21 protein-coding genes and 1 riboswitch are annotated in these 18,868 nt (G+C 71.3%); of the genes, 12 read left to right on the forward strand and 9 right to left on the reverse strand.

Annotated features, from left to right (window positions below):
* The first annotated feature begins 68 nt into the window (after positions 1 to 68).
* Positions 69 to 704, forward strand: coding sequence for a hypothetical protein (locus tag ACNF49_RS38800; protein WP_482940770.1), 636 nt, complete (start codon positions 69 to 71; stop codon positions 702 to 704).
* 123 nt (positions 705 to 827) lie between these two features.
* Positions 828 to 920: riboswitch (SAM riboswitch) on the forward strand.
* Between the two features lie 7 nt (positions 921 to 927).
* Positions 928 to 1,311 carry a GNAT family N-acetyltransferase gene (locus tag ACNF49_RS38805; protein ID WP_482940771.1) on the forward strand — a complete coding sequence of 128 codons (384 nt, stop codon included), beginning with the start codon at positions 928 to 930 and terminating at the stop codon, positions 1,309 to 1,311.
* Positions 1,312 to 1,356: 45 nt separating this feature from the next.
* Here the strand turns inward: ACNF49_RS38805 and ACNF49_RS38810 are convergent, their stop codons facing one another.
* Positions 1,357 to 2,220: an alpha/beta fold hydrolase gene (locus ACNF49_RS38810; protein ID WP_482940772.1), complete on the reverse strand. Its 864-nt coding sequence runs from the start codon at positions 2,218 to 2,220 to the stop codon at positions 1,357 to 1,359.
* A 44-nt stretch (positions 2,221 to 2,264) separates the two neighbouring features.
* Here ACNF49_RS38810 and ACNF49_RS38815 point away from each other — a divergent pair, with 44 nt between their 5' ends.
* Positions 2,265 to 3,239 (forward strand): DUF5937 family protein, encoded by a 975-nt coding sequence (locus ACNF49_RS38815; RefSeq protein ID WP_482940773.1) that lies wholly within the window; start codon positions 2,265 to 2,267, stop codon positions 3,237 to 3,239.
* A 74-nt stretch (positions 3,240 to 3,313) separates the two neighbouring features.
* On the opposite strand, the gene ACNF49_RS38820 is transcribed toward ACNF49_RS38815, so the two are convergent.
* The gene (locus tag ACNF49_RS38820; protein ID WP_482940774.1) at positions 3,314 to 3,901 is read right to left on the reverse strand and encodes a TetR/AcrR family transcriptional regulator; all 588 of its coding nucleotides are present in this window, start codon (positions 3,899 to 3,901) and stop codon (positions 3,314 to 3,316) included.
* Positions 3,902 to 4,002: 101 nt separating this feature from the next.
* Between ACNF49_RS38820 and ACNF49_RS38825 the strand changes: the two genes are divergently transcribed.
* The gene (locus ACNF49_RS38825; RefSeq protein ID WP_482940775.1) at positions 4,003 to 4,443 is read left to right on the forward strand and encodes a DoxX family protein; all 441 of its coding nucleotides are present in this window, start codon (positions 4,003 to 4,005) and stop codon (positions 4,441 to 4,443) included.
* Positions 4,444 to 4,492: 49 nt separating this feature from the next.
* Here ACNF49_RS38825 and ACNF49_RS38830 read toward each other — a convergent pair whose 3' ends face one another.
* Positions 4,493 to 4,801, reverse strand: coding sequence for a hypothetical protein (locus tag ACNF49_RS38830; protein WP_482940776.1), 309 nt, complete (start codon positions 4,799 to 4,801; stop codon positions 4,493 to 4,495).
* Between the two features lie 379 nt (positions 4,802 to 5,180).
* Between ACNF49_RS38830 and ACNF49_RS38835 the strand changes: the two genes are divergently transcribed.
* The 5 genes from ACNF49_RS38835 to ACNF49_RS38855 all read left to right on the forward strand — a co-directional run bounded on the left by ACNF49_RS38835 (position 5,181) and on the right by ACNF49_RS38855 (position 9,123).
* Positions 5,181 to 6,023, forward strand: coding sequence for a universal stress protein (locus tag ACNF49_RS38835; protein WP_482940777.1), 843 nt, complete (start codon positions 5,181 to 5,183; stop codon positions 6,021 to 6,023).
* 61 nt (positions 6,024 to 6,084) lie between these two features.
* Positions 6,085 to 6,474, forward strand: a complete 390-nt coding sequence (locus ACNF49_RS38840; protein ID WP_482940778.1) for a hypothetical protein — start codon at positions 6,085 to 6,087, stop codon at positions 6,472 to 6,474.
* Positions 6,475 to 6,564: 90 nt separating this feature from the next.
* Positions 6,565 to 8,124, forward strand: a complete 1,560-nt coding sequence (locus ACNF49_RS38845; protein WP_482940779.1) for a multicopper oxidase family protein — start codon at positions 6,565 to 6,567, stop codon at positions 8,122 to 8,124.
* A gap of 109 nt (positions 8,125 to 8,233) precedes the next feature.
* Positions 8,234 to 8,446 (forward strand): hypothetical protein, encoded by a 213-nt coding sequence (locus ACNF49_RS38850; RefSeq protein ID WP_357971258.1) that lies wholly within the window; start codon positions 8,234 to 8,236, stop codon positions 8,444 to 8,446.
* Positions 8,422 to 9,123, forward strand: coding sequence for an MFS transporter (locus tag ACNF49_RS38855; RefSeq protein ID WP_482940780.1), 702 nt, complete (start codon positions 8,422 to 8,424; stop codon positions 9,121 to 9,123). The genes ACNF49_RS38850 and ACNF49_RS38855 overlap by 25 nt, the downstream gene beginning before the upstream one ends.
* 88 nt (positions 9,124 to 9,211) lie before the next feature.
* On the opposite strand, the gene ACNF49_RS38860 is transcribed toward ACNF49_RS38855, so the two are convergent.
* The 3 genes from ACNF49_RS38860 to ACNF49_RS38870 all read right to left on the reverse strand — a co-directional run bounded on the left by ACNF49_RS38860 (position 9,212) and on the right by ACNF49_RS38870 (position 11,397).
* Positions 9,212 to 9,616 carry a hypothetical protein gene (locus tag ACNF49_RS38860; protein WP_357971259.1) on the reverse strand — a complete coding sequence of 135 codons (405 nt, stop codon included), beginning with the start codon at positions 9,614 to 9,616 and terminating at the stop codon, positions 9,212 to 9,214.
* Between the two features lie 153 nt (positions 9,617 to 9,769).
* On the reverse strand, positions 9,770 to 10,741 hold the full coding sequence (locus ACNF49_RS38865; RefSeq protein WP_482940781.1) for a helix-turn-helix domain-containing protein: 972 nt from the start codon (positions 10,739 to 10,741) through the stop codon (positions 9,770 to 9,772).
* A gap of 41 nt (positions 10,742 to 10,782) precedes the next feature.
* On the reverse strand, positions 10,783 to 11,397 hold the full coding sequence (locus tag ACNF49_RS38870; protein ID WP_482940782.1) for a hypothetical protein: 615 nt from the start codon (positions 11,395 to 11,397) through the stop codon (positions 10,783 to 10,785).
* A gap of 80 nt (positions 11,398 to 11,477) precedes the next feature.
* Here ACNF49_RS38870 and ACNF49_RS38875 point away from each other — a divergent pair, with 80 nt between their 5' ends.
* Positions 11,478 to 11,924, forward strand: a complete 447-nt coding sequence (locus ACNF49_RS38875; RefSeq protein ID WP_482940783.1) for a carboxylesterase family protein — start codon at positions 11,478 to 11,480, stop codon at positions 11,922 to 11,924.
* Positions 11,925 to 12,009: 85 nt separating this feature from the next.
* Positions 12,010 to 12,438, forward strand: coding sequence for a BP74-related protein (locus tag ACNF49_RS38880; RefSeq protein ID WP_482940784.1), 429 nt, complete (start codon positions 12,010 to 12,012; stop codon positions 12,436 to 12,438).
* Between the two features lie 94 nt (positions 12,439 to 12,532).
* On the opposite strand, the gene ACNF49_RS38885 is transcribed toward ACNF49_RS38880, so the two are convergent.
* Genes ACNF49_RS38885 through ACNF49_RS38895 form a run of 3 tightly spaced genes read right to left on the reverse strand, consistent with a single transcriptional unit; the run spans position 12,533 to position 17,824 of the window.
* Positions 12,533 to 15,547: an eIF2A-related protein gene (locus tag ACNF49_RS38885; protein WP_482940785.1), complete on the reverse strand. Its 3,015-nt coding sequence runs from the start codon at positions 15,545 to 15,547 to the stop codon at positions 12,533 to 12,535.
* Positions 15,544 to 16,770, reverse strand: a complete 1,227-nt coding sequence (locus tag ACNF49_RS38890; protein WP_482940786.1) for a hypothetical protein — start codon at positions 16,768 to 16,770, stop codon at positions 15,544 to 15,546. Before ACNF49_RS38890 ends, ACNF49_RS38885 begins: the two co-directional genes overlap by 4 nt.
* On the reverse strand, positions 16,760 to 17,824 hold the full coding sequence (locus ACNF49_RS38895) for a tRNA nucleotidyltransferase/poly(A) polymerase family protein (protein WP_482940787.1): 1,065 nt from the start codon (positions 17,822 to 17,824) through the stop codon (positions 16,760 to 16,762). The genes ACNF49_RS38890 and ACNF49_RS38895 overlap by 11 nt, the downstream gene beginning before the upstream one ends.
* A 288-nt stretch (positions 17,825 to 18,112) precedes the next feature.
* Here ACNF49_RS38895 and ACNF49_RS38900 point away from each other — a divergent pair, with 288 nt between their 5' ends.
* Positions 18,113 to 18,856 (forward strand): hypothetical protein, encoded by a 744-nt coding sequence (locus ACNF49_RS38900; protein ID WP_482940788.1) that lies wholly within the window; start codon positions 18,113 to 18,115, stop codon positions 18,854 to 18,856.
* Positions 18,857 to 18,868 lie beyond the last annotated feature (12 nt).

Genomic DNA, 18,868 nt, shown 5'->3' on the forward strand with positions numbered 1-18,868 from the left:
GGCCGAACCCGAGAGAAGCGACCGGGAGATCCCCCCTCGCCTCCATCGAGTACACGACCGGTCTCACCGTGACCTTCTCCGACAGCCGGCCCTCCGACGAAGTGGGGATGTCCCAGCTCGGGATCATCGGCCGCGCGCCGCTCATCGCCTGGGACCGGAGCAACAGCTACCTGCAGACCTACCTGGAGATCACCCCGCCCGACGTGCCGGTGCCCCGGCGGCTCGTCGACGACCACGGCGCCGACCTGCCCGCCGGACTGCGGGGACGGCGGATCACCAGCGAGCCGGTCACCGTACGCGGCCTGGCCGCTCCGGCCGGCGCCGTGCTCTCCGGCTCGTGCACCGCCGAACACTTCGGCTGGCACCTGTGGCACGAGAACGGCCAGGCCGGACTGGCGCCCAAGTCGTTCACCACCCTCGGCTTCGGCGGCTTCAAGGAGCGTCGCGCGGAGAGCTACGTCTTCAACTGCCTGCCGGCGGGTTCGCCCAGCTACCTGTGGGCCCGGCACCGCCTGTACTACTGGAACGGCACCAGCTGGTGGAAGCAGGCGGACAGGAAGGTCGGCCCCGGCCTCCAGTCGGAGGAGGTCAAGGGCAAGATCAAGCTGCACCGCAGGGTCAGCTATGACGACGGCTGGGGCTCCAGCCCCAGCTGCCTCGGCGGGGCCTGCAAGTACACCCGTGAGGGACGTTTCACCAGCTGACGGCTGAATTGGTCCCTGACCGGAAACCCCAGCCGGGCCGTGCCCGGCTGGGGTTTCCGCGCCGCCGCCGTCGCCCTCACGTGTTGACGAGGTCGTCGGCCGTCGGAGAGGATCGGCCTCAGTTGATCATCCAGAGGATCCGAGGGACCTGGCCCTGTGACGGTCCGGCAACCTGCCCAGCCATGGGCAAGGTGCCAACGCCAGGCACGATGAGGAAGGTCTGATGAGCGTTCAGCTCGATGTTCCCGTGCTCGCAGGTTCCTTGGTGCGGCTGGAGCCGCTGACGATGGAGCACGCGGTCGACCTGGCGGCGCAGGGCACCGGGATCAACGCCGAAGCGAAGCTTCTGCTGCTGCGGTACGCGTTCGAGAGCATCGGGGTCGCGCGGGTCGATCTGAAGACCGACGCCCGCAACCACCGGTGCCGGCGGGCACTGGAGCGACTCGGCATCGGCTTCGAGGGCGTTCTCCGCAACTGGTCGATGTCCTGGGCACCCGGTGAGGAGGGGATGCTCCGGGACTCGGCGATGTTCGCGGTGGTCGCATCCGAGTGGCCGGCCGTCCGGCGAACCCTCACCACCCGCCTGGCCTCAGCGAGCGCTCGATGAAGACCGGCAGGCGGTAGCCAGGGGCCCCTCGCCGGGCGGGGGCGCTCAGCCCAGGAACGCCGAGGTGGTGGCCATGAACCGGTCGGCGTCGTCGAGCCACGGGAAGTGCCCCGCCCCGGCCTGTACGACGAGCTCGGCGTGCGGGAACAGCGCGACGAGCTCGGTCATCGCGGCGGGAGGGGAGTTCAGGTCCACCTCGCCGGCGAGCAGCAGCACCGGTGAGGTGAAGCGGGTGAGCGCGGCACGGGTGGCGTCGGGGGCGAAGGCGCCGTCGGAGCCGAAGACGGCTGCCGCCTCGTCGTTCCGCTGCTCGTCCTCGGCGGCCTTGTGCGCCTGGGCCGTCTCGTCCCAGCGGCCGTACCAGAACGGCGCGATGGCCTGGAAGTCGTCACGGGTGGCCTGCCCTGACATGACCCTCTCCAGGGCCGCGTACGCCCCCGGGAACCAGGGCTCGCCCTCGCGCGACCGGGCGGTCCCCCGCCGGACCTCTTCGGTGATCCCGATGCCGACGGCGGCGACGCTCGGAGTGACCAGGACGAGCCGTCTGACGCGTTCCGGATGGCGGGTCGCGTAGAGCACGGCCAGATTCGTGCCCCCCGAATGGGAGAGCAGGTCCATCCGGTCGAGATCGAGGTGCTCGCGCAGGGCCTCGACGTCATCGACCAGGCGGTCGCAACGGTACGAGGCGGTGTCCGGCGGCACGGCGGACTGCCCGGTGCCCCGCAGGTCCGCCATGATCAGCTGCCGGTGCGCCGAGAGGCCCCCGAGGTCGCCGAGGTAGGCGGAGGCCTGCATCGGCCCGCCGGGCAGGCAGACCACGGGGGGGCCGTCGCCGAACACGCGGTAGGCGAGCCTGGTGCCGTCGTAGGAGGTGAAGGAGTTCATGCCCGCCAGCCTGCGGGGAGACACCGCGCCTCGGCTATCGTTCAGTCACAGCTACATGATGAGGGCGGATGGCGGTCGAGATCAGGTTCACCGCGGCGTCGGTCGCGAAGGTGCGGTTCGCCGTCTCACCGCTGGGCGAGACGGTGCTGGCGCTGCGGATCCTGTTCGGCACGGGCGGCCATGCCGTCCACCGGTCCTGGGTGCGCCAGGCGCGCCCGCTGCTGGCGGGCGAGAGCGAGCTGCCGCTGCTGCGCGCGCTGATCGCCGGGCCGCTGCCGTCGTTCCTGTTCCCGGCGCCGGCTCAGCGCCTGCCTTCCATCGCGACGGAGCTGGACCTGGTACGCGCCACGCAGGAGGACTTCTTCCGGCACGAGTACGGCGCGGTCCTGGGCATGCCGGCCGAGGACGCCCCCGAGCCCGCGACGGTACTTCCACGGCTGGCCGAGGCGCTGCGTCGCTGCCACGAGCTGCTGATCGCGCCACAGTGGGGCCGGATGCGCGCCGTGCTGGAGGCCGACATCGGCCGGCGCGCGCTGACCCTGGTGGAGGGCGGGGTGCAGGCGCTGTTCGCCGAGCTGCACCGCGACATCGCCTGGGACGACGGCCAGCTGGTGGTCCACGGCCGGCGCACCCCGCACTCGGTGTACACGGTGGACGCCGGCGGGCATGGCCTGGTCCTGCAGCCCAGCGTCTTCAACTGGCCGGACGTGGGTGTCGACAAGGCCCCGGTCACCGCCGCGTCGATCCGCTATCCGGCGATGGGCGTCGGCCTGCTCCGGGAGTCGCCCCGACCGGCGCTGACGGGCCTGATCCCGGTGCTCGGCCGGACGAGAACGCAGATCCTCGCCGCCTTGGCCGAACCTCTGACGACCGCGGCCCTGGCCACCCGCCTGAGCATCACGCCGAGCGCGGTCTCACAACACCTGGGCGCACTGCGCGGGGCGGGCCTGGTGTCGACACAACGCAACGGCCGCACGGCACTCCACCTGCGCACGGAACGCGCAACCCACCTGATGGGCGACCCGGTTCCGAACGGTCACTGACGGCGCCGGCGGCCAGGTCTCGGGGCGCCGGGGCGCGCCCGGGTTCGCGCCGCCTCGCGAGGGCGCCCGCCGGATCACGGGCCGTCCGGTCCGCCCGGCACGGCGCCGAGGACGAGGCGGAGCATAGAGCGGGCCAGGGCCTCCGGGTCGCCGTTCGCGCTTTCCGGCAGGGCGCCGCTCAGCCACAGGGTGGTGAAGCCGTGAGCCAGCGACCATGCGGCGATCGTGGTCGTCCGGTCGTGTTCCGGGCACGGCGACAGCGAGTGGGCGCTGGTGTTGAGTACGTCCGCGGCGCGCCGCTGCGCGGATCGGACGCCGGGATCGTCCACGCGGTAGAGCTCGGGCCGGAACATCACCTCGAAGTAGGGCCGGTGGTCAAGGCCGAAGCGGAGGTAGGCGACGCCGACCTCCCACACGTCGGGGGCCGCGTTCTCCAGAGCGTCGGCGAACATGGTGAAGCCCTCGGCGGCCACGGCCGTCAGCAGGCCCTGCTTGTCACCGAAGTGGTAGGCGGGAGCGGCGTGTGAGACGCCGGCGCGGCGGGCCAGCTCGCGCAGGCTCCATCCGGCCGGGCCGGATTCGCCGATGGCCCGCAGCGCGGCGTCGATGATGACGCGCCGCAGGTTGCCGTGGTGGTAGGACGGCTGGCTGATCTTCCTCACCTCCGCGTTCCAGGGCTCAGCGTGACGACCACACCCTAGCTTGACATTGACAAGATGACGAACCTCCTCCAATCTGTCCAACGACAAGATTGGAGGACGGAATGGTTCCGTTCATCGCCCTCACCGGCGGGTTCATCGTCCTGCGGCTCGCCGGCCTGGTCGGCATCGACGCACTGGACGCCTGGCAGCCGGCCCTGCGAGGCGCCCTGGCCCTGATGTTCGTCCTCACCGGCGTGCCCCACTTCCTGCCCTCCTGGCGCCGCGACTTCGTCGCGATGGTCCCGCCGTCGTTCCCGCGGCCGGACCTGCTGGTCACCCTCACCGGCGTCCTGGAGCTGGCCGGCGCCGCGGGGCTGCTGCTCGCGCCGGTCGCGCCGTACGCGGCGATCGGGCTGGCGCTGCTCATGGTCGCCATGTTCCCGGCCAACGTCTCGGCGGCCCGCCGCGGCCTCACGCTGGCCGGGAAGCCCGTGACCCCGCTGCCCGCCCGCACGGCCCTTCAGGCGCTCTTCATCGCCGCCGCCGTCGCCGCGGCCGTATGAGCTCATCACTCGCCACCGGCCTCACGACCGCCGAGTTGGAGGTCGGGCGCTACAGATCGCCCAACGCTGACAGAAGCCGCCCGATCCAGGCGAACAACCGCAGGATCTGACGGAAGGGCCAGACCGCCACCCAGAAGACCGGTTCAAGCCACCGGAAGGGGCCGAGGAGCAGGGCCAGGACCATCATGACCGCGTCCGGATCCAGTGACCGCAGAACCCAGCACCACCCCCGATGCCCCCACCTCCGGTGCAGCACCAACGACACCAGTGCGGGCGGCAACGTCAGAGCGGTCGCGAGCGCGAGCGCGGACGGTCCCGGCAGCCAGATCCCGGCCGCGGCCCACAGCAGCCCGTACACCCCCCCACGAGACGGCCAGGCCGCCCAGCAGCCGGACCATCCCACCTTCCGACCGGACGTGCCGCGCCAGGCACGCGGGCAGGCGCACGCACACGTCGGGCAATGAGGTGTCGAGCGGGATCACCGGCCGCTCAGGCCCGGACGGCTCGCACGCCTCGGACGGGCCTTCCCTGCGGCTGAGCGGATGGAGAGCATCGTTCACCCGTCCTGATCTACCGGCGCCGCCTTGTGATCCACTGGTGATCACTGGTCACGCCCGCCCTCCCGACGGGCGTCCCGCACGTCATGGACGGCGCATTGCCCGACCCCCGACCGGCGCCCGGATGGCGGTGGGCGGCTTCGGGGTAGGGGAAGGGCGGGGGCTCGGGGGAGGCGGAAGATGGCTGGACGGATCGTGGCGGGCGTGGACGGCTCTCCGCCCTCGATGGCCGCCGTCGAGTGGGCCGCGGCGGACGCCCGCAGGCGCTCACTGGAGCTGCGGCTGGTGCACGTGTGCGAGCCGTGGACGGGCGCCGTGGGAACGGCCGAATACTGCGCCGGGATGCTGGAATCGACCGCGGACCGGGCGCGCGGCCTGGCTCCCGGCGTGGAGATCGGCACGGAGATCCTGCCCGGCCCGGTGGTGGACGACCTGGTGCGGGAGTCGGCGCAGGCCGACAGCCTGGTGCTGGGCAGCAGGGGGCGGGGCGGTTTCGCCGGGATGGTGCTCGGCTCCACGAGCCTGGCGCTGGCCGGGCACGCCGCGAGCCCGGTGGTGGTCGTCCGTGAGGCCGCCACGATCCGCCACGGCAGGATCGTGGTCGGATACGACGGATGGCAGTCCCCGGCCGCCATGGAGTACGCCCTGAAGCAGGCACGCGCCCAGGACGCGGAGCTCCTGGCGCTGTACGCCTGGCGGCCGCCGATCCTGTCCTCGTTCGCCTCCGCCTACAGGATGCCGGGCGAGAGCTTCGAGGAGAACGCCCGCGACGCCGCCCAGCAGGTGATCCCGTGGCGGGGCGGGAACCCTGACGTGCGGATCGTCGACGAGCAGGTGTGCGATCATCCCGTCGCCGCTCTCCGGAACGCCTCCTCCACGGCCGACCTCGTCGTGGTGAGCTCGCGCGGGCTGGGCGAGTTCGCCTCGACGATGCTGGGCTCGGTGAGCCACGGCGTGCTCCACCACGCGGCGTGCCCGGTGGCCGTGGTGCCTGCCGGTGGGGCCTCCCCCGCGTCCCGTTGACGGGTCGGGCGCCGGCGGTCCAAGGCGTCCTGCCGATACCGGTCGGGGGTATGCTGTCGGTGTGACTTCGAGGGGTGAGCGAGAGGGCCTGCTCCCGCCGTTGCTGCTGGCCGTGCTCGTCGCCCTGGGCCTGGCCGCGATGCACACCCTCGGCCACGTCGGCGTCCGGAACGAGCCGCCGCCCGTCCCTGCCGGGGTCGTCCATGCCGACGACGGCCGGTCCTCGATGCCCGGCCACGGCGGAGCGCCGGACGGCGGTCACGACACCGCCCCCGTCTGCCTGGCCGTCGCGGCCGGCCTCGTCGCGCTCGCCCTGCCGGTGCTCCATCTGGCAGGGCTGTTCGGCTCGTCGTCCAGCGGGCCTTCCCATGTGGGGTGGCGTGTCGCCGGACGGCTTCGCGGGCCGCCCGACGCGCTCGTCCTGAGACGAACCGTCGTCCTGCGGACCTGAGTCGCGGACGCGGATCGCCGTGGCGTTCGCGCCCCGGCCGGATCCGGCTGCGTTCATCCGTGAGCACGACTTCTCAGCGAGGCATCAATCATGCAGATCGATCGACGTACCATGCTGCGGGCCGCCGGGCTCGGCGTCCTGGGCAGCGCTCTCACCGCGTGCGCCGGTGAGCCCGCCGCCACCGGGCCGGCGTTCGTCACGCCGACCAGCGAGCAGGTCCGGCAGGTGGAGCGGGCGCGCCGCACGGGCGCGGTCCGCGACTTCCGCCTGACCGCCGCCGAGAGCCAGGTGGACCTCGGCGGCGTCACCGTGCGCACCTGGGCGTACGACGGCAGGGTCCCGGGGGCGCCCATCCGGGTCAGGGCCGGTGAGGTGGTGCGCGCCCGTCTGGCCAACCGGCTCCCCCAGGACACCAGCATCCACTGGCACGGCCTGGCGCTCAGCAACGAGGCCGACGGCGTGCCCGGCGTCACCCAGCAGCCCGTCGCCGCCGGGGCCGAGCACGTCTACGAGTTCGCCGCCCCCGACCCCGGCACCTACTGGTTCCACCCGCACTCGGGAACCCAGCTGGACCGAGGTCTGTACTCGCCGCTGATCGTGGAGGACCCCCACGAGCCGCTCGGCTACGACGCCGAATGGGTCGTGGTCCTCGACGACTGGCTGGACGGCGTCACCGGCACGCCCGAAGAGGTCCTGGCCGAGCTGTCCCGAGGCATGAGCATGGGCATGAACCACGGCGCCGCCGCCCCCACCGGCGCCACGCCCGACATGCCGGGGATGGACCACGGCGCCACCGCCGCCCCCTCCTCCGGCCCGGCGAAGCACATGCTCATGGGCGCGACGAGCCCGCTGCTCGGCGGCGACGCCGGTGACGTACGCTACCCCCACTTCCTGCTCAACGGCCGGGTCCCCGCCGCCGCGGAGACCTTCCGCGCCAGGCCGGGAGCGCGGCTGCGCATCCGCATCATCAACGCCGGGGGCGACACCGCCTTCCGCGTGGCCCTGGCCGGACACCGGCTGACCGTCACCCACACCGACGGCTTCCCCGTCCAGCACGCCGGGACCGACGCGCTGCTGATCGGCATGGGCGAGCGCTACGACGTGCTGGTCACCCTCAAGGACGGCGTCTTCCCGCTGGTCGCCCTGGCCGAAGGCAAGAACGCCGTGGCCCGTGGCCTGATCCGGACCAGCGACGGCGCTTCCGCTCCCCAGGCCGGCGTACGCCCCCGGGAACTGGACGGCGACGTCGTGCGCTACGCCGACCTCAAGCCGGCCGAAGGCGTGCGGCTGCCGGCCAAGGAGCCCGACCGCACCGTCAGGCTGGAGCTGACCGGCACCATGATGGCCTACGACTGGGCGATCAACGGCAAGAAGTACGACCCGGAGATCATCTCACCGGTACGGTCGGGCGAACGCGTACGGCTGTCGTTCGTGAACCGGACCACCATGTGGCACCCGATGCACCTGCACGGCCACACCTTCGCCCTGGCGGACGGCGGCGTCCGGAAGGACACGGTGATCGTCCTGCCCGGCAGCACGCTGAACGTCGACTTCGACGCCGCCAATCCGGGGCTCTGGATGATCCACTGCCACAACATCTACCACGCCGAATCGGGCATGATGACCCTCCTCGGCTACCAGCAGACCTGACCCCTCACGGATACCGGAATACCCCGGGCGGGTATGTTGCTTACGGCGGCGCAAGGCCTGCCGAGGGTGCGAACCCCCGGCAGGCGGCCCTCCACGCAGGGAGCGCGCTATGAGAAAGCTGCCATTGGCGATCTGGGCGATGGTCGTCGGAGCGTTCGCGATGGGCGCCGACGAGTTCATCGTCGCCGGTGTCGTCCGTGAGATCGCCCAGTCATTGAACGTCACGATCGGCGCCGTCGGCGCGCTGGAGAGCGTCTACGCGCTCGGCGTCGCGACCCGTCGCGCAAGGGACGTGCGGTGGCCATCGTCTTCTCCGGGCTGACGGCCTCCACGGTGCTCGGGGCGGCGATCGGGCAGGCGCTCGGCTGGCGGTTCACGTTCTGGACCCTGGTGGTCTTCGGCGCGGTCGCGCTGCTCGGCCTGATCGGCTCGCTGGGCCGCCGCGACACGGCGGACGTCCGTCACGAACACCACCACGACGCCCGGCCGGGCGCCGAGTTCGACGGGCTCGACGCGCACGCGCGGGCGCACCTGGGCGGCGCCGGCCAGGGGCCGACCATGCGCGAGCAGCTCGCCGACAGGGCGGTCATGCCCACGGTGCTCGCGACCCTTGGCGCACTGGCCGTCGCCCTGTTCGCGATGACCTTCGCCATCGAGAGCAGGCCGGCGACGGTCGTGATGATGCTGGTCTTCGGGACCGCGGCCTTCGCCGTGGTCGCCCCTTTGCAGCTGCGGGTCATGACGGCCGCGGGTCAGGCGCCGGACGTGGCCTCCGCCGCCAACATCTCCGTCTTCACGCTGGGCAGCGCCATCGGCATCCACCTGGGCGGGGCGGCCATCGACGGCGGCCTCGGCCTGAGCTCGGTCAACTGGGTCGGCGGCCTCCTCACCACGGCCGGACTGCTGACCGCCCTGGCCACCTGGAGACTGGCGGACCAGCGGCCGCCCGTACCAGCGGGCCACCATCACCACGCGCCGCCCGCCGCCCACCGCCACTGACCCGACGTTCCGAAGACCTCCCCGCGCACGGCAGACGCGGGAGGCGGCCACCGGGCAGCCGCCTCCCGCGCGATGGTTCAGCCCGGCGTCACATCGTGTCGCAGGGAAGGCCCCAGCTCGAATAGCCGCCGCCGGGCTCGTGGTGCCAGAGTTCGGCGCAGATGTTGGTGCCCGCGGGCACCGGCCAGGGGTTGTTGAACGTCAGGGCGACGCCGCTGTAGGTGTAGGTGCCGCTGTTGGTGCTGCGACCGGGGCTCCAGACGCGGATGTGGTAGGAGCCGTTGGGGCCGCAACGGCTCTGGTGCTGGAGCTTGATCCTGCCGTCCTGGGCCCAGAGCCCGAGGCACCGGCTGATCCCGGCCACCTTCCTGGCATCCGCGACTTCGGCCGAAGCAGGCGAGTTCGCGACCGTCGTGGTGACCGCGAGAGCGGTCGCCATCGTCAGGAAGGCACCCAGAAGGCGGCCCTTCCTGAACGTTCCCGCTGTCTTCATAGGGGTTTCTCCTTTGCTCATGGGGTTCCCGTGACGCCCCCGTGTGACGCGATCGGAGGTCTCGGCGTTCTTGACCCCGTCCAGGCAAAAGAATGCCCGCCGCGGCCGGAGCGGGCCTTACGGCTGCGGGCACGGATGTTCAGCCTGCGGGCACTACCTCGCGCACTGCCGGCGGAACTCGCTCGGCGACAACCCGTAGGCGCCGCGGAACGCCTGGCTGAAATGCGCCGGGCTGGTGAACCCCCACCGGGCCGCGATCGCGTTGATCGGGTAGCCGGCCAGATGCGGCTCGGCGAGATCGCGGCGGCACTGCTTCAGGCGGCGCTCGCGGATCCAGCCGGCCACGGTGTGTCCGTCGGCGTGGAACAGCTTGTTCAGATACCGCAGGGAGATGTGGTGTGCCGCGGCGATCGCGGACGGGGTCAGGTCCGTGTCGCCCAGGTTCGCCTGGACGAAGGCGTGGATCCGGGCGAGCAACGCGCGTCGCCGGCTGCCCGGCGGTACCGCGCTGTGGGCGTCCAGAGCACCGGCCAGCGCGGCGGTCAGGACGTCGAGGGTCAGGGTGGAGACCCGGGTCGCCTCGGCCGGGCTGAACTCCTCCAGGTGCCGGGCCAGCTGGAGCAGGAACTGCGAGGCCAGCGCGCCCATCCCCCGGTCACCCCTGATCGGCACCGCGTTGAGCTCGCGCAGGCCCCGCTCGGGCAGCGGCAGCAAGGAGCGCGGGAACTGCAGCGACAGCACCTGGCCGTCGGCGGGGCCGCTCGACTCGAACGTGGTCACATAGGGCTGCGAACTGTCCCGGAGCATCAGATCGCCGACCCGCAGCTCCCCCCGCCGGCCGGCTTGCTCTCCGCCGGCGTGACCCCGGACGGCGCAGGTCACGAAGAAGGTCTCCGGGTCGGAGCGGCGGATCAGCCGGGGCGTACGCCGGATCGTCAGCGACGGCGCGGTCAGCAAGGTCGCCTGCACCAGGCCGAGCCCGCCGAGCGCGACGTGAGCCTGAAACGCGCTTTCCAGACGTGGTTCGCAGGACGCGTCCAGCGGCATCCACATCTTCGAGCTCATCTCGCGCCAGAAGGCGAACCGCTCCTGCGGCGGGACGTCGGCGAAGCTGACCACGTCCATGGGCCTCCACATCGAAGTGTCGCTCCGGGGCCGCCCCAGCATCACCCGCTCAAGGTGCCACACGCAACCCGCCCGGGGAGCTCCGCGCGGGGCTCCGCTGTTTCCGGACGCGGGGCCGCCCAGCTCCCGTTTTCGCAGAAGCCAGCGCGTTCACCGGGCTTTTCGGTCACGCGTTCCGGTTCTGCTCGGTGAACAGCCTGTCCAGGTGCAGGTCGATCGCGGTGAGGGCGTCCTGGGGGGTGATCACGTCCAGTTCGAGCAGGGGTGAGGCCGGTGAGGGCGAGGAGCAGGTTGGTCTCGGTCGCCGGGTCGCGGCCGGGGGGATGTGCCCGTCGGCGATCGCCTGGCGGACCAGCTGCTCGACCAGAGCCCCGCCCCTGGACGAGGCCGCGGCGCGCCTGCTCGTGGACGGCCTCGTCGTGCAGCGCCTCCAGGACGTAGGCGGCGCTCATCCGGCTGGTCGCGCGGGCGTCGGCGTGCAGGGGAAGCATCTCCGCGAGCGTCAGTCGCAGCACGTCACGGGGGTGCGGACGGTCGCCGAGCTCGGCAAGGCCCTGCTCGACGCGCAGCGAGGTCTGCTCGGAGGCGAAGCCCATGGCGAAGGAGAGCATGGCGGCCCGGGAGGCGAAGTAGTGCTGCAGCTGCCCGAGGGACATGCCCGCCTCCTGCGCCACCACCCGTGTCGTCAGGTGCGTGAGACGCCGCGCTGCGCCACCACCCGCCACAACGCGCGGGCGTGCGGACCGCGGAAGGCGTGGTGCAGGGGCGCCGGCGGCAGGGGCACACGGTGTTCCGCGGCATCCCCTATGCCCAGCCCCCGGTGGGGGCGCTCCGCTTCGCCGCGCCCGCCCCGCCGCACCGCTGGGACGGCACGAGGCAGGCGGCGGAGTTCGGCCCCCGGTGCCGCTGTCCCTGCCGGTCGACGTGGGTCCGCCGCGGGGCACGGACTGACCCGATGTACGACCCGGCGGCGCTGGCCGGGGCGGGACTCGTCGTGGTGACCGTCAACTGCCGCGTGGGCGCGGAGGGTTTCGCGTTCCTCGACGACGCGCCGCCCAACCGCGGGTTCCTCGACCAGATCGCGGCGCTGGAGTGGGTGGGGCGGCGACACGGGCCCCGGAGTACCGGGGAACGGAAGCGCACGCGGACGCCCATGCGGAGAGTGACTACGTTGTCACGGTGACGCCAGATGGTGACCGCCAGATCATGTGATTACTTAGCGTTGCTGATCACAACTCACTGTAGTCACACCTGGTGAAGGGATCTCCATGCGCAGCGTCCTGGCCAAGACCCTCACAGCTCTCGTCGCCGTTGCGGCCCTCGGCGTCGCCGGCCCCGCACCCGCCCAGGCGGCGGACGCGGCCTACTTCGAGATGACCGACGTCACCCACGAAAGGTTCGTCGTCAAGCTCACCGACCCTGCGAAGATCCAGCACGCCCGCGACCTGGTGAACGGCGAGACCACAGACCGGCCGCACGTCGTCGGACGCATCCTCAAGCGCGAAGCCGACTACAACCCGCAATGGAGCTACCACCTCAACACCGACACCATCGACTTCTTCGACCAGTTCATCGAAGTCTGCGACGCGACGATCCCCTACGTCGAGGACCACCTGGACGAGGCCGGCGGAGCGTTCCTCCCCGGCCTCGTCTGGTGCGACTGGTCTTCCAGGCTCGTGCGCGAGATCAGGCCGTAGCGCCTGGCATCGTCCGCCATCGCGGCCCCTGGAGGATCACTCCGGGGGCCGCCCGCATGCACCAGCGGCTACGACGAGCTGCGGAACCTCCCGCTCATGCTGGGCAGTACTCCGTGTCGGGTTCCCGGGTCAGCGAGCAGATGACGCGAAGGGGGTCAGCGGGAACGTCCAGGCGCCAGATCTGCACGCCGGACACGGTCGCGACCGCCAACCGCTCGCCCTTCTTGCTGAAGGCCAGGCTGGTGACGCCACCCGGTACGCGGAGCCCAGGAGCCAGCAACCCGCCGTCATCGACGTCCCACACATGAACCTCGCCGTTGCTGGTGCCGGCAGCCAGCATCCTTCCGTCGGGGCTGAAGGCGATGTGGTAGATCGAGGACGTCTTGACGACGAAGTTCCGGAGAGGCCGGCGGGTGTCGGCGTCCCAGATGGCCACCTGCCCGGTCTGGCCCTCGGCTGCGGCCACCAGCTTGCCGTCGGCACTCACGTCGACATCGACGGTGTGCGGCCAGCCGGTCTTCAGGACCTTTCCGGGCTTGTCCGGTTCCTGCATGGTCCTGAGTTCGACGTTGCCGCGGGAGTCCGCGGTGGCCAGGAGCTCGCCGCCCACCGCCAGGCCGAGGATGCCCGTGCCGAACGGCTTGGTGATGGGCTTGGCGCCGGCCGCGTCCCACACTTGCGCCTGTCCGCTGCCGCCGGTTGCGATGACACTGCCGTCCCGGCTGTAGGCGAGGTCGCTGTAGAGCCCGGAGGTCGGGGGCGATACGGCTCTCACTCCGCCGTTCGACCACAACCGCACGGCGTCCTTTCGGCCTGTGGTGGCCAGGGTTCGTCCGTCGGGGCTGAAGGCCACGGCCCTGACCTGCTGCGGGTGAGCGTACGACGTGTAGGTGCCGGCCGGCGGAGTCCATACCTTGACGTCACGACCGTCGGCGACGGCCAGTCGCCCATCTGGGTGGTAGGCCACGGCCACCGCCTCGTCCCGGGTGGGGAGCAGCTTGCCTTCCGGCTGCCAGGAGGTCGCGTCCCACAGCCATACGGTGCCGCCCTGGACAGCCGTGGCCAGTGTGCGGCCATCCGGGGCGAGCGCTACCGCCGTGAGGTATCGTCCCTGGCCGTTGAAGGGCGCGCCGCGCTGCCGCAAGGTCTCCATGTCCCACAGCCGGGCTGTCATGTCCGTGCTGGACGAGGCCAGAGTCGTGCCGTCGGCGCTGAAGGACAGGCCCGTGACGCTCTGGTCGTGGCGGAACGCGGCGACGGCCTTCCGGGTGCCGACGTCCCACAGCGTGACCACGCCGTCCGTGCCGCCCGCCGCCAGCCTGGCGCCATCGGGGGTGAAGGCCACCGCGTTGACGGACGAGTTGCCGCCGGACAGCGTCTTGATCAGCCGGCGCGTACCGAGATCCCAGAGCTGGACCTTGCCGTCGATGCCCCCGGTGGCGAAGACGTCGCCGCGGGGGCTCAGCGCGACGATGGTGATCTGCCCGGTTGGCTCCGTCCTCAGCGGCGGCGCGGAAGAGCGTCGCCGCTCAACGTCCCACAAGCGAATCGTCCCCTCCTCGGTCACGGTGGCGAGGGTTCGGCCGTCACGGCTGAACGACACCGACAGAACGGGGCTGTCGTGCCGCAGCGGCTCGGACAGGGGTCGCAGGGTCGCCGGGTCGAGAAGCAGTGCGGTCCTGTCGGAGAGGGCGACCGCCAATTTGGAGCCATCCGCGCTGAACGTCAGTCCCGAGATCTTCTTGCCGATGAGGCTCGTGGTGATCGCGTTTTCACCGGTCTGCGGCTTCCACAGCCTGAGCACGCCGTTCATGCCGGCGGTGGCGAGCCGGTCGTTGGCCGGGCTGAATGCCATGACGATCTCGGAGTCCCCGACCGGCAGGATCGCCCGGACCCGAGTGGTGACCGTCCTGAGCATGCGGTAACGGGCCGCGGGCGTTCGGCGCAGCGACCAGGACTTCGCAGCCAGTTGCCCAGCGAGCACGAGATCTTGCTGCCATGCGTCGTCGCTCTGGCGCAGCAGCGTGGCAGCCTGGGCGGCGACGTGGTTCGTGTAACCGAACCCGGCGATGATGCCGAACGGCAGCACTGCGAGTGCCGCGCTGAGGGTCTTCCATCCGTGGGGGCGACGGGCCTGGCGGGCCGCGTGCTGCCAGGTTCTCGCCCCCCGCACCACGAGCCCTGGCGGTGCGAGGGTCTTCACCTTCGCCAGGTCCTGGGCAGGGACGATGAGCCGCTTGATGCCCGCCGCCGCCGCCACCTTCTCCTCGTATCCCTCGACGGGAGCGACGGAGCCGTCGTCCTTGAGGTCTCCGACGATCGCCAGGTGGGCACGCGGCCTGGACCACGTCAACGCGTGCCGCCGGCCGCTCCTTCGTTGCAGCTCGTTCAATATGAAGGCGAACGCTGTGCTCAGGGAGCCGCCCACGATCCGTGCCGCGGGCCCGGCCTGCAACTCGCCGGTCTGCGACTCGATCGTCCACAACACCTGCCCGGCCAGCCGTCCACCCGCCTGCCGCCATGCCGTGTCCAGCCCACGTTGGAAGTCCGCATCGGCGGTGAAGAACGTCATCTGGGATGGATCGGGTGCCAGGCCGGGTGGGCGGCCGGGAATCAGGCGCGCCGTGAGCCGGCCCTGCAGCCCAGCGTCGTTCGTCGCGAACAGCACGCCCGTCGCGGCCTCCGGAGCGATGCCAGGATCATCGCCGGCGAGCCAGGCCAGCGCTGCGTCGGTGGCTGTCGGCCGCGGTACCGGGGAGGCGAACGCGCGCCGCTGCCAGTCCAGCCACGCCTCTACGCGCTGCTCCCTCCCGTCCGCCTCCAACAAGGTCAAGGCCAGGCCGGCGAACCGGCGGGCCACGATGACCGCGGACGGCACAGACGTCTCGCCGTCCAGGAAATCCGGATAGAAGACCGTCGGCAGCTGTCCGAGCAGGTCCTCCAGGGCGGTGCCGCCCTTCTCGATCCGGGCGAGGGACTCCATGTCCCCGTCGGCGACACAGGCCCGGACGAATCTCGTGAAAGGCACCCCAGGCCCCACGAGGTCGACGGCCTTGTACTCGGCGGCGGCCGAGTCGTGGAGGAGCCTCCTGACGTCCTCGTCCTTCACAGAACATCCCCCGAGAGGCGGGCCAGCAGGGAGTGCAGGACATGGTCGTCACGCAGTGCGGCGGCGAGCTCGCGCCACAACCGCAGGGCGGGCCGGGGCAGACTCGCGGGGAGCGAGGGCAACAGGTCCTCCTCGCTCAGCCCAGCCACCTCGAAGCCGCCGATGGCGGGCAGGGTCACATCCACGTCGAACTCGCGAAGTGGCAGCCTCACAGGCAGCGTGCCGGACAAGCCGTCGGCGTGCCGGTCCAGCGGGATGAGAAAGGTGCGCGGGCCCACGTCCACGCGGGAGACCACGACACCATACGTCTCGGCGACGTAGCCGGCACGGCCGGGATCGAGCCGTGCGGTGACACCGAGCTCCAACACTCCGCTGCTGGTGACCACCGCCTCGACCTCGAAGGGATCCCTGCGCAGCCGATAGCGCATCCGACGCACGCCGGAAGTGTCGGCCGCGGGAGGAAGGGCGATCGGCACGCGCACGGCCCCCTCCCCGACGTCGGCCGCTTCCAGCAGTCTCTCCGCGCTCCGCGAGGCGAAGTGTGCCAACAACGGATCGCGGCTGGGGAGGTCCAGAAGCAGGAGAGACAACGCCTCACGCGTCACGGCGGGCACCCGCGCCGCCTGCAGCTCGGATATCCGGCTGCACAGTGCGGTGGCGCCGGCCCGAGCAGCAGTGGCGTCACCGAAGCGCAGGCCGGCCGCGAGCTGATCCAGTGCCGCGGTGAAGCGGGATCCGGCGGGGGCGAACCAGTGCCGTGACAAGATTCCGGGAACGGCCGCAGGCCCTCTCAGCGTCGCCCGTACCTGCTCGGCCAGCCGGGTCACCAGCTCCCACGGAAGCACGTGAAAGAGTTGCGGCGGCGGCTCGCCCTCTGTCACGAGCCGCGCCAGCAGCAGGTATCGCAGCGGCCGGTCCTCCGCTGCCAGCACGGCGATCGACTCCGCGTCCCACGGCGCGTGCGGCCACGCGTCCTCGATCCGTCGCAGTACGCGCAGCCCTTCCTGGGTGACCCGGATCGGAGTGCACGTCTCGTCCACCTCGACGAGCCTCTCGCCGGTCTGCTCGTGCACAAGGACGAGGGCCCCGTCCGCGCGGTCGTGCCGCCACCCGTGCGCGAAGTGCGGCAGCTGTCGCGCATCGGCCCTCTCGTCTCCGTCGTTGACGTCGCCGTAGGGGTCCGCGGCCGGGCGCACCCAGTTGCTGAGCGGCTTAGCCGGCATGACGGCCCCCCTCCCGTACGGCCTGGATCAGCGAGCCCGCCACGGCGCCCAGCCGTTCCACCGCCCGCAGGGCTTCTGACGTCCGCTCCTTGGGAATGCATCGTCCCCAGAAGCCGAGCAGGCTGCGTCGCATGTCCGCGGGCAGTTCACCAGCCAGATCGGCAAGATGGCGATCTATCCACGCGGCCGCCTCCGACATGTCCGCATCCGGTGATCGGACGGCGAACTTCACTGTTCGGATGACGACCTTCACGCGCTCGACGGGGTCATCCCCGGCGTAGACAGGCGCGAGCGTCCTGGGCATGGCGCGAAGATGTCGCACTCCTTGCCCCGACGGATCGATCAGGACGTGCCGCCGCAGGTCGTAGTAGAGACCGTTGATCGTCAGATCACGCGTGCCGACGTCGTCGAGCAGGTCGCCGCCTGAGGCGGGGAAACGGAACCCGTGCTGCGACAGCGCCTTGTACTCGATGATCCGCTCGGAGCCCGGCATGCCGTCCTGGACCGAAAGCACGCGGCCGGGCGAGATGTGGGGGCGGTGGTCTCCCAGGCCGCTGAGCGCCAGCATCTCGGGGGCCAGGGCGTGAAGTTCGCCGGTCAGCATCGTGCCGGCGAAGTCGAGGTCGTTGACGGCCGGGGCCGGGTCGGCCACGAGATCCCGGACAGCACCGCCGATGAGCCACAGAGCGCAGTCCCGCCGCGCGAACTCCGCGACCAGCGATCGCACGAAACGGCCCGGCTCAGGACACTGGTCGATGGCTCTGCTCACCGCCGCGCGAAGCCCTGGCCTGACGTCGTCCGCGTCCGTCACATCCCCTTCCCCGATCCGGTGCGCGATCTGGGGGCCGCACCGCTTGATGCTCGGATCCTCGCGCGGCGGGATCGGCCGTGTCGGGATGCGCGCGCAGGCTTCGTCCCCGGCCAGGAGGAGGCGGTCATCGGGACCGGATTCGAGAGCCGTGGCGAACCCCGTCACCGGCACCCCGTCCACCTGGTCGCCCTTGACCAGCGGACCGTCGGCCTGCCGCTCGTAGTGCATGCGTAAATCGGCCATGCGCTGAGCCCACCCCACCCATGTTGCGTGATTTGCCTGAATGGCACGGCTGATCGGTGAGCAGCGCGGCTATGCTGCCGTCACGGCCGTGAGACGGCCAATAAAGCAGATGTCTGTCGCTGATAGATCGCAACCAGGGGTGCCATCGTGGCCAATGAGCCAGTCCCCACCCGGGCCGAGCTCGCCGGTCGGCTGCTGCGAACACTGCTCGACCGGCCGGAACACCGTCGGCGCTGGCAGCGCCATCAGCAGCGGTGTTCCCCGTCCGGTGTGCCCAGCCGGCGCGCGGTGGCCAAGGTCGTGGCTGCTCACCTGGTGGAGCAGGGCCTGTTAGCGGACACGGTCAAGGACCCGGGCAGGATTCTGAAGGACCGGATCGGCCGCGCCCTGGCAGGCACCGTCTTCAGTCCCGACACCCTCAGCCTGTTCGTGGACGCCTTCGAGATGAGCGACGAGGACGAGCGGGCTCTGCGGGAAGCCCTCACGGGCCCGCCGGCGGGGATCAAGGCCCCGCAGCCGCTCCCCCTGCGCCAGCGCCACCGCACGCTGATGCTCCTCGAACACCGCACGATCGACGCCGACGGCCGGGCGGCCGCCCAGCGCTCCACGAAGATAATCCGTGCCTGCGAGGACAACATCGACTGCTATCCGTGCTTCCTGTCGCCGAGAACCGCCGATGTCGAGACCGTCCACGAGGTCCGCCTGGAGCCGCCCGTGATGAAGATCCTGCTTCCGAGGCCGCTGCTGGCAGGCGAGGACACCCGCCTGGAATACCGCCGCACGTTCCTTCCTTCCTCCGAGCCGGACACGGAATACCGAAGGGTCTTCCACGCCCGCACCGAGAGCATCAGCATCGTCGTCCAGTTCCACGTCGAACGGCTGCCGCGCCACACGTGGTGGTCGACCTGGGACCATCACCGTGCCGGTACGGTGCTCGCCGAGGAACCTGTGGCGCTCGACAACCTTCATCGCGCTCACCGCTACGTCCCCGCCATGGAGAACGCGGCGGCGGGCTTCCGATGGGCCTGGTAGCCCGAGGTGCGG

Source organism: Actinomadura sp. ATCC 39365, from assembly GCF_054392275.1.

Bases quoted from the DNA above. Each gene is read 5' to 3' on its own strand.
- ACNF49_RS38805 (WP_482940771.1), top strand. From the start codon at position 928: ATGAGCGTTCAGCTCGATGTTCCCGTGCTCGCAGGTTCCTTGGTGCGG.
- ACNF49_RS38815 (WP_482940773.1), top strand. From the start codon at position 2,265: ATGGCGGTCGAGATCAGGTTCACCGCGGCGTCGGTCGCGAAGGTGCGG.
- ACNF49_RS38825 (WP_482940775.1), top strand. From the start codon at position 4,003: ATGGTTCCGTTCATCGCCCTCACCGGCGGGTTCATCGTCCTGCGGCTC.
- ACNF49_RS38835 (WP_482940777.1), top strand. From the start codon at position 5,181: ATGGCTGGACGGATCGTGGCGGGCGTGGACGGCTCTCCGCCCTCGATG.
- ACNF49_RS38845 (WP_482940779.1), top strand. From the start codon at position 6,565: ATGCAGATCGATCGACGTACCATGCTGCGGGCCGCCGGGCTCGGCGTC.
- ACNF49_RS38850 (WP_357971258.1), top strand. From the start codon at position 8,234: ATGAGAAAGCTGCCATTGGCGATCTGGGCGATGGTCGTCGGAGCGTTC.
- ACNF49_RS38860 (WP_357971259.1), bottom strand. From the start codon at position 9,616: ATGAAGACAGCGGGAACGTTCAGGAAGGGCCGCCTTCTGGGTGCCTTC.
- ACNF49_RS38865 (WP_482940781.1), bottom strand. From the start codon at position 10,741: ATGGACGTGGTCAGCTTCGCCGACGTCCCGCCGCAGGAGCGGTTCGCC.
- ACNF49_RS38870 (WP_482940782.1), bottom strand. From the start codon at position 11,397: ATGTCCCTCGGGCAGCTGCAGCACTACTTCGCCTCCCGGGCCGCCATG.
- ACNF49_RS38880 (WP_482940784.1), top strand. From the start codon at position 12,010: ATGCGCAGCGTCCTGGCCAAGACCCTCACAGCTCTCGTCGCCGTTGCG.
- ACNF49_RS38890 (WP_482940786.1), bottom strand. From the start codon at position 16,770: ATGCCGGCTAAGCCGCTCAGCAACTGGGTGCGCCCGGCCGCGGACCCC.
- ACNF49_RS38895 (WP_482940787.1), bottom strand. From the start codon at position 17,824: ATGGCCGATTTACGCATGCACTACGAGCGGCAGGCCGACGGTCCGCTG.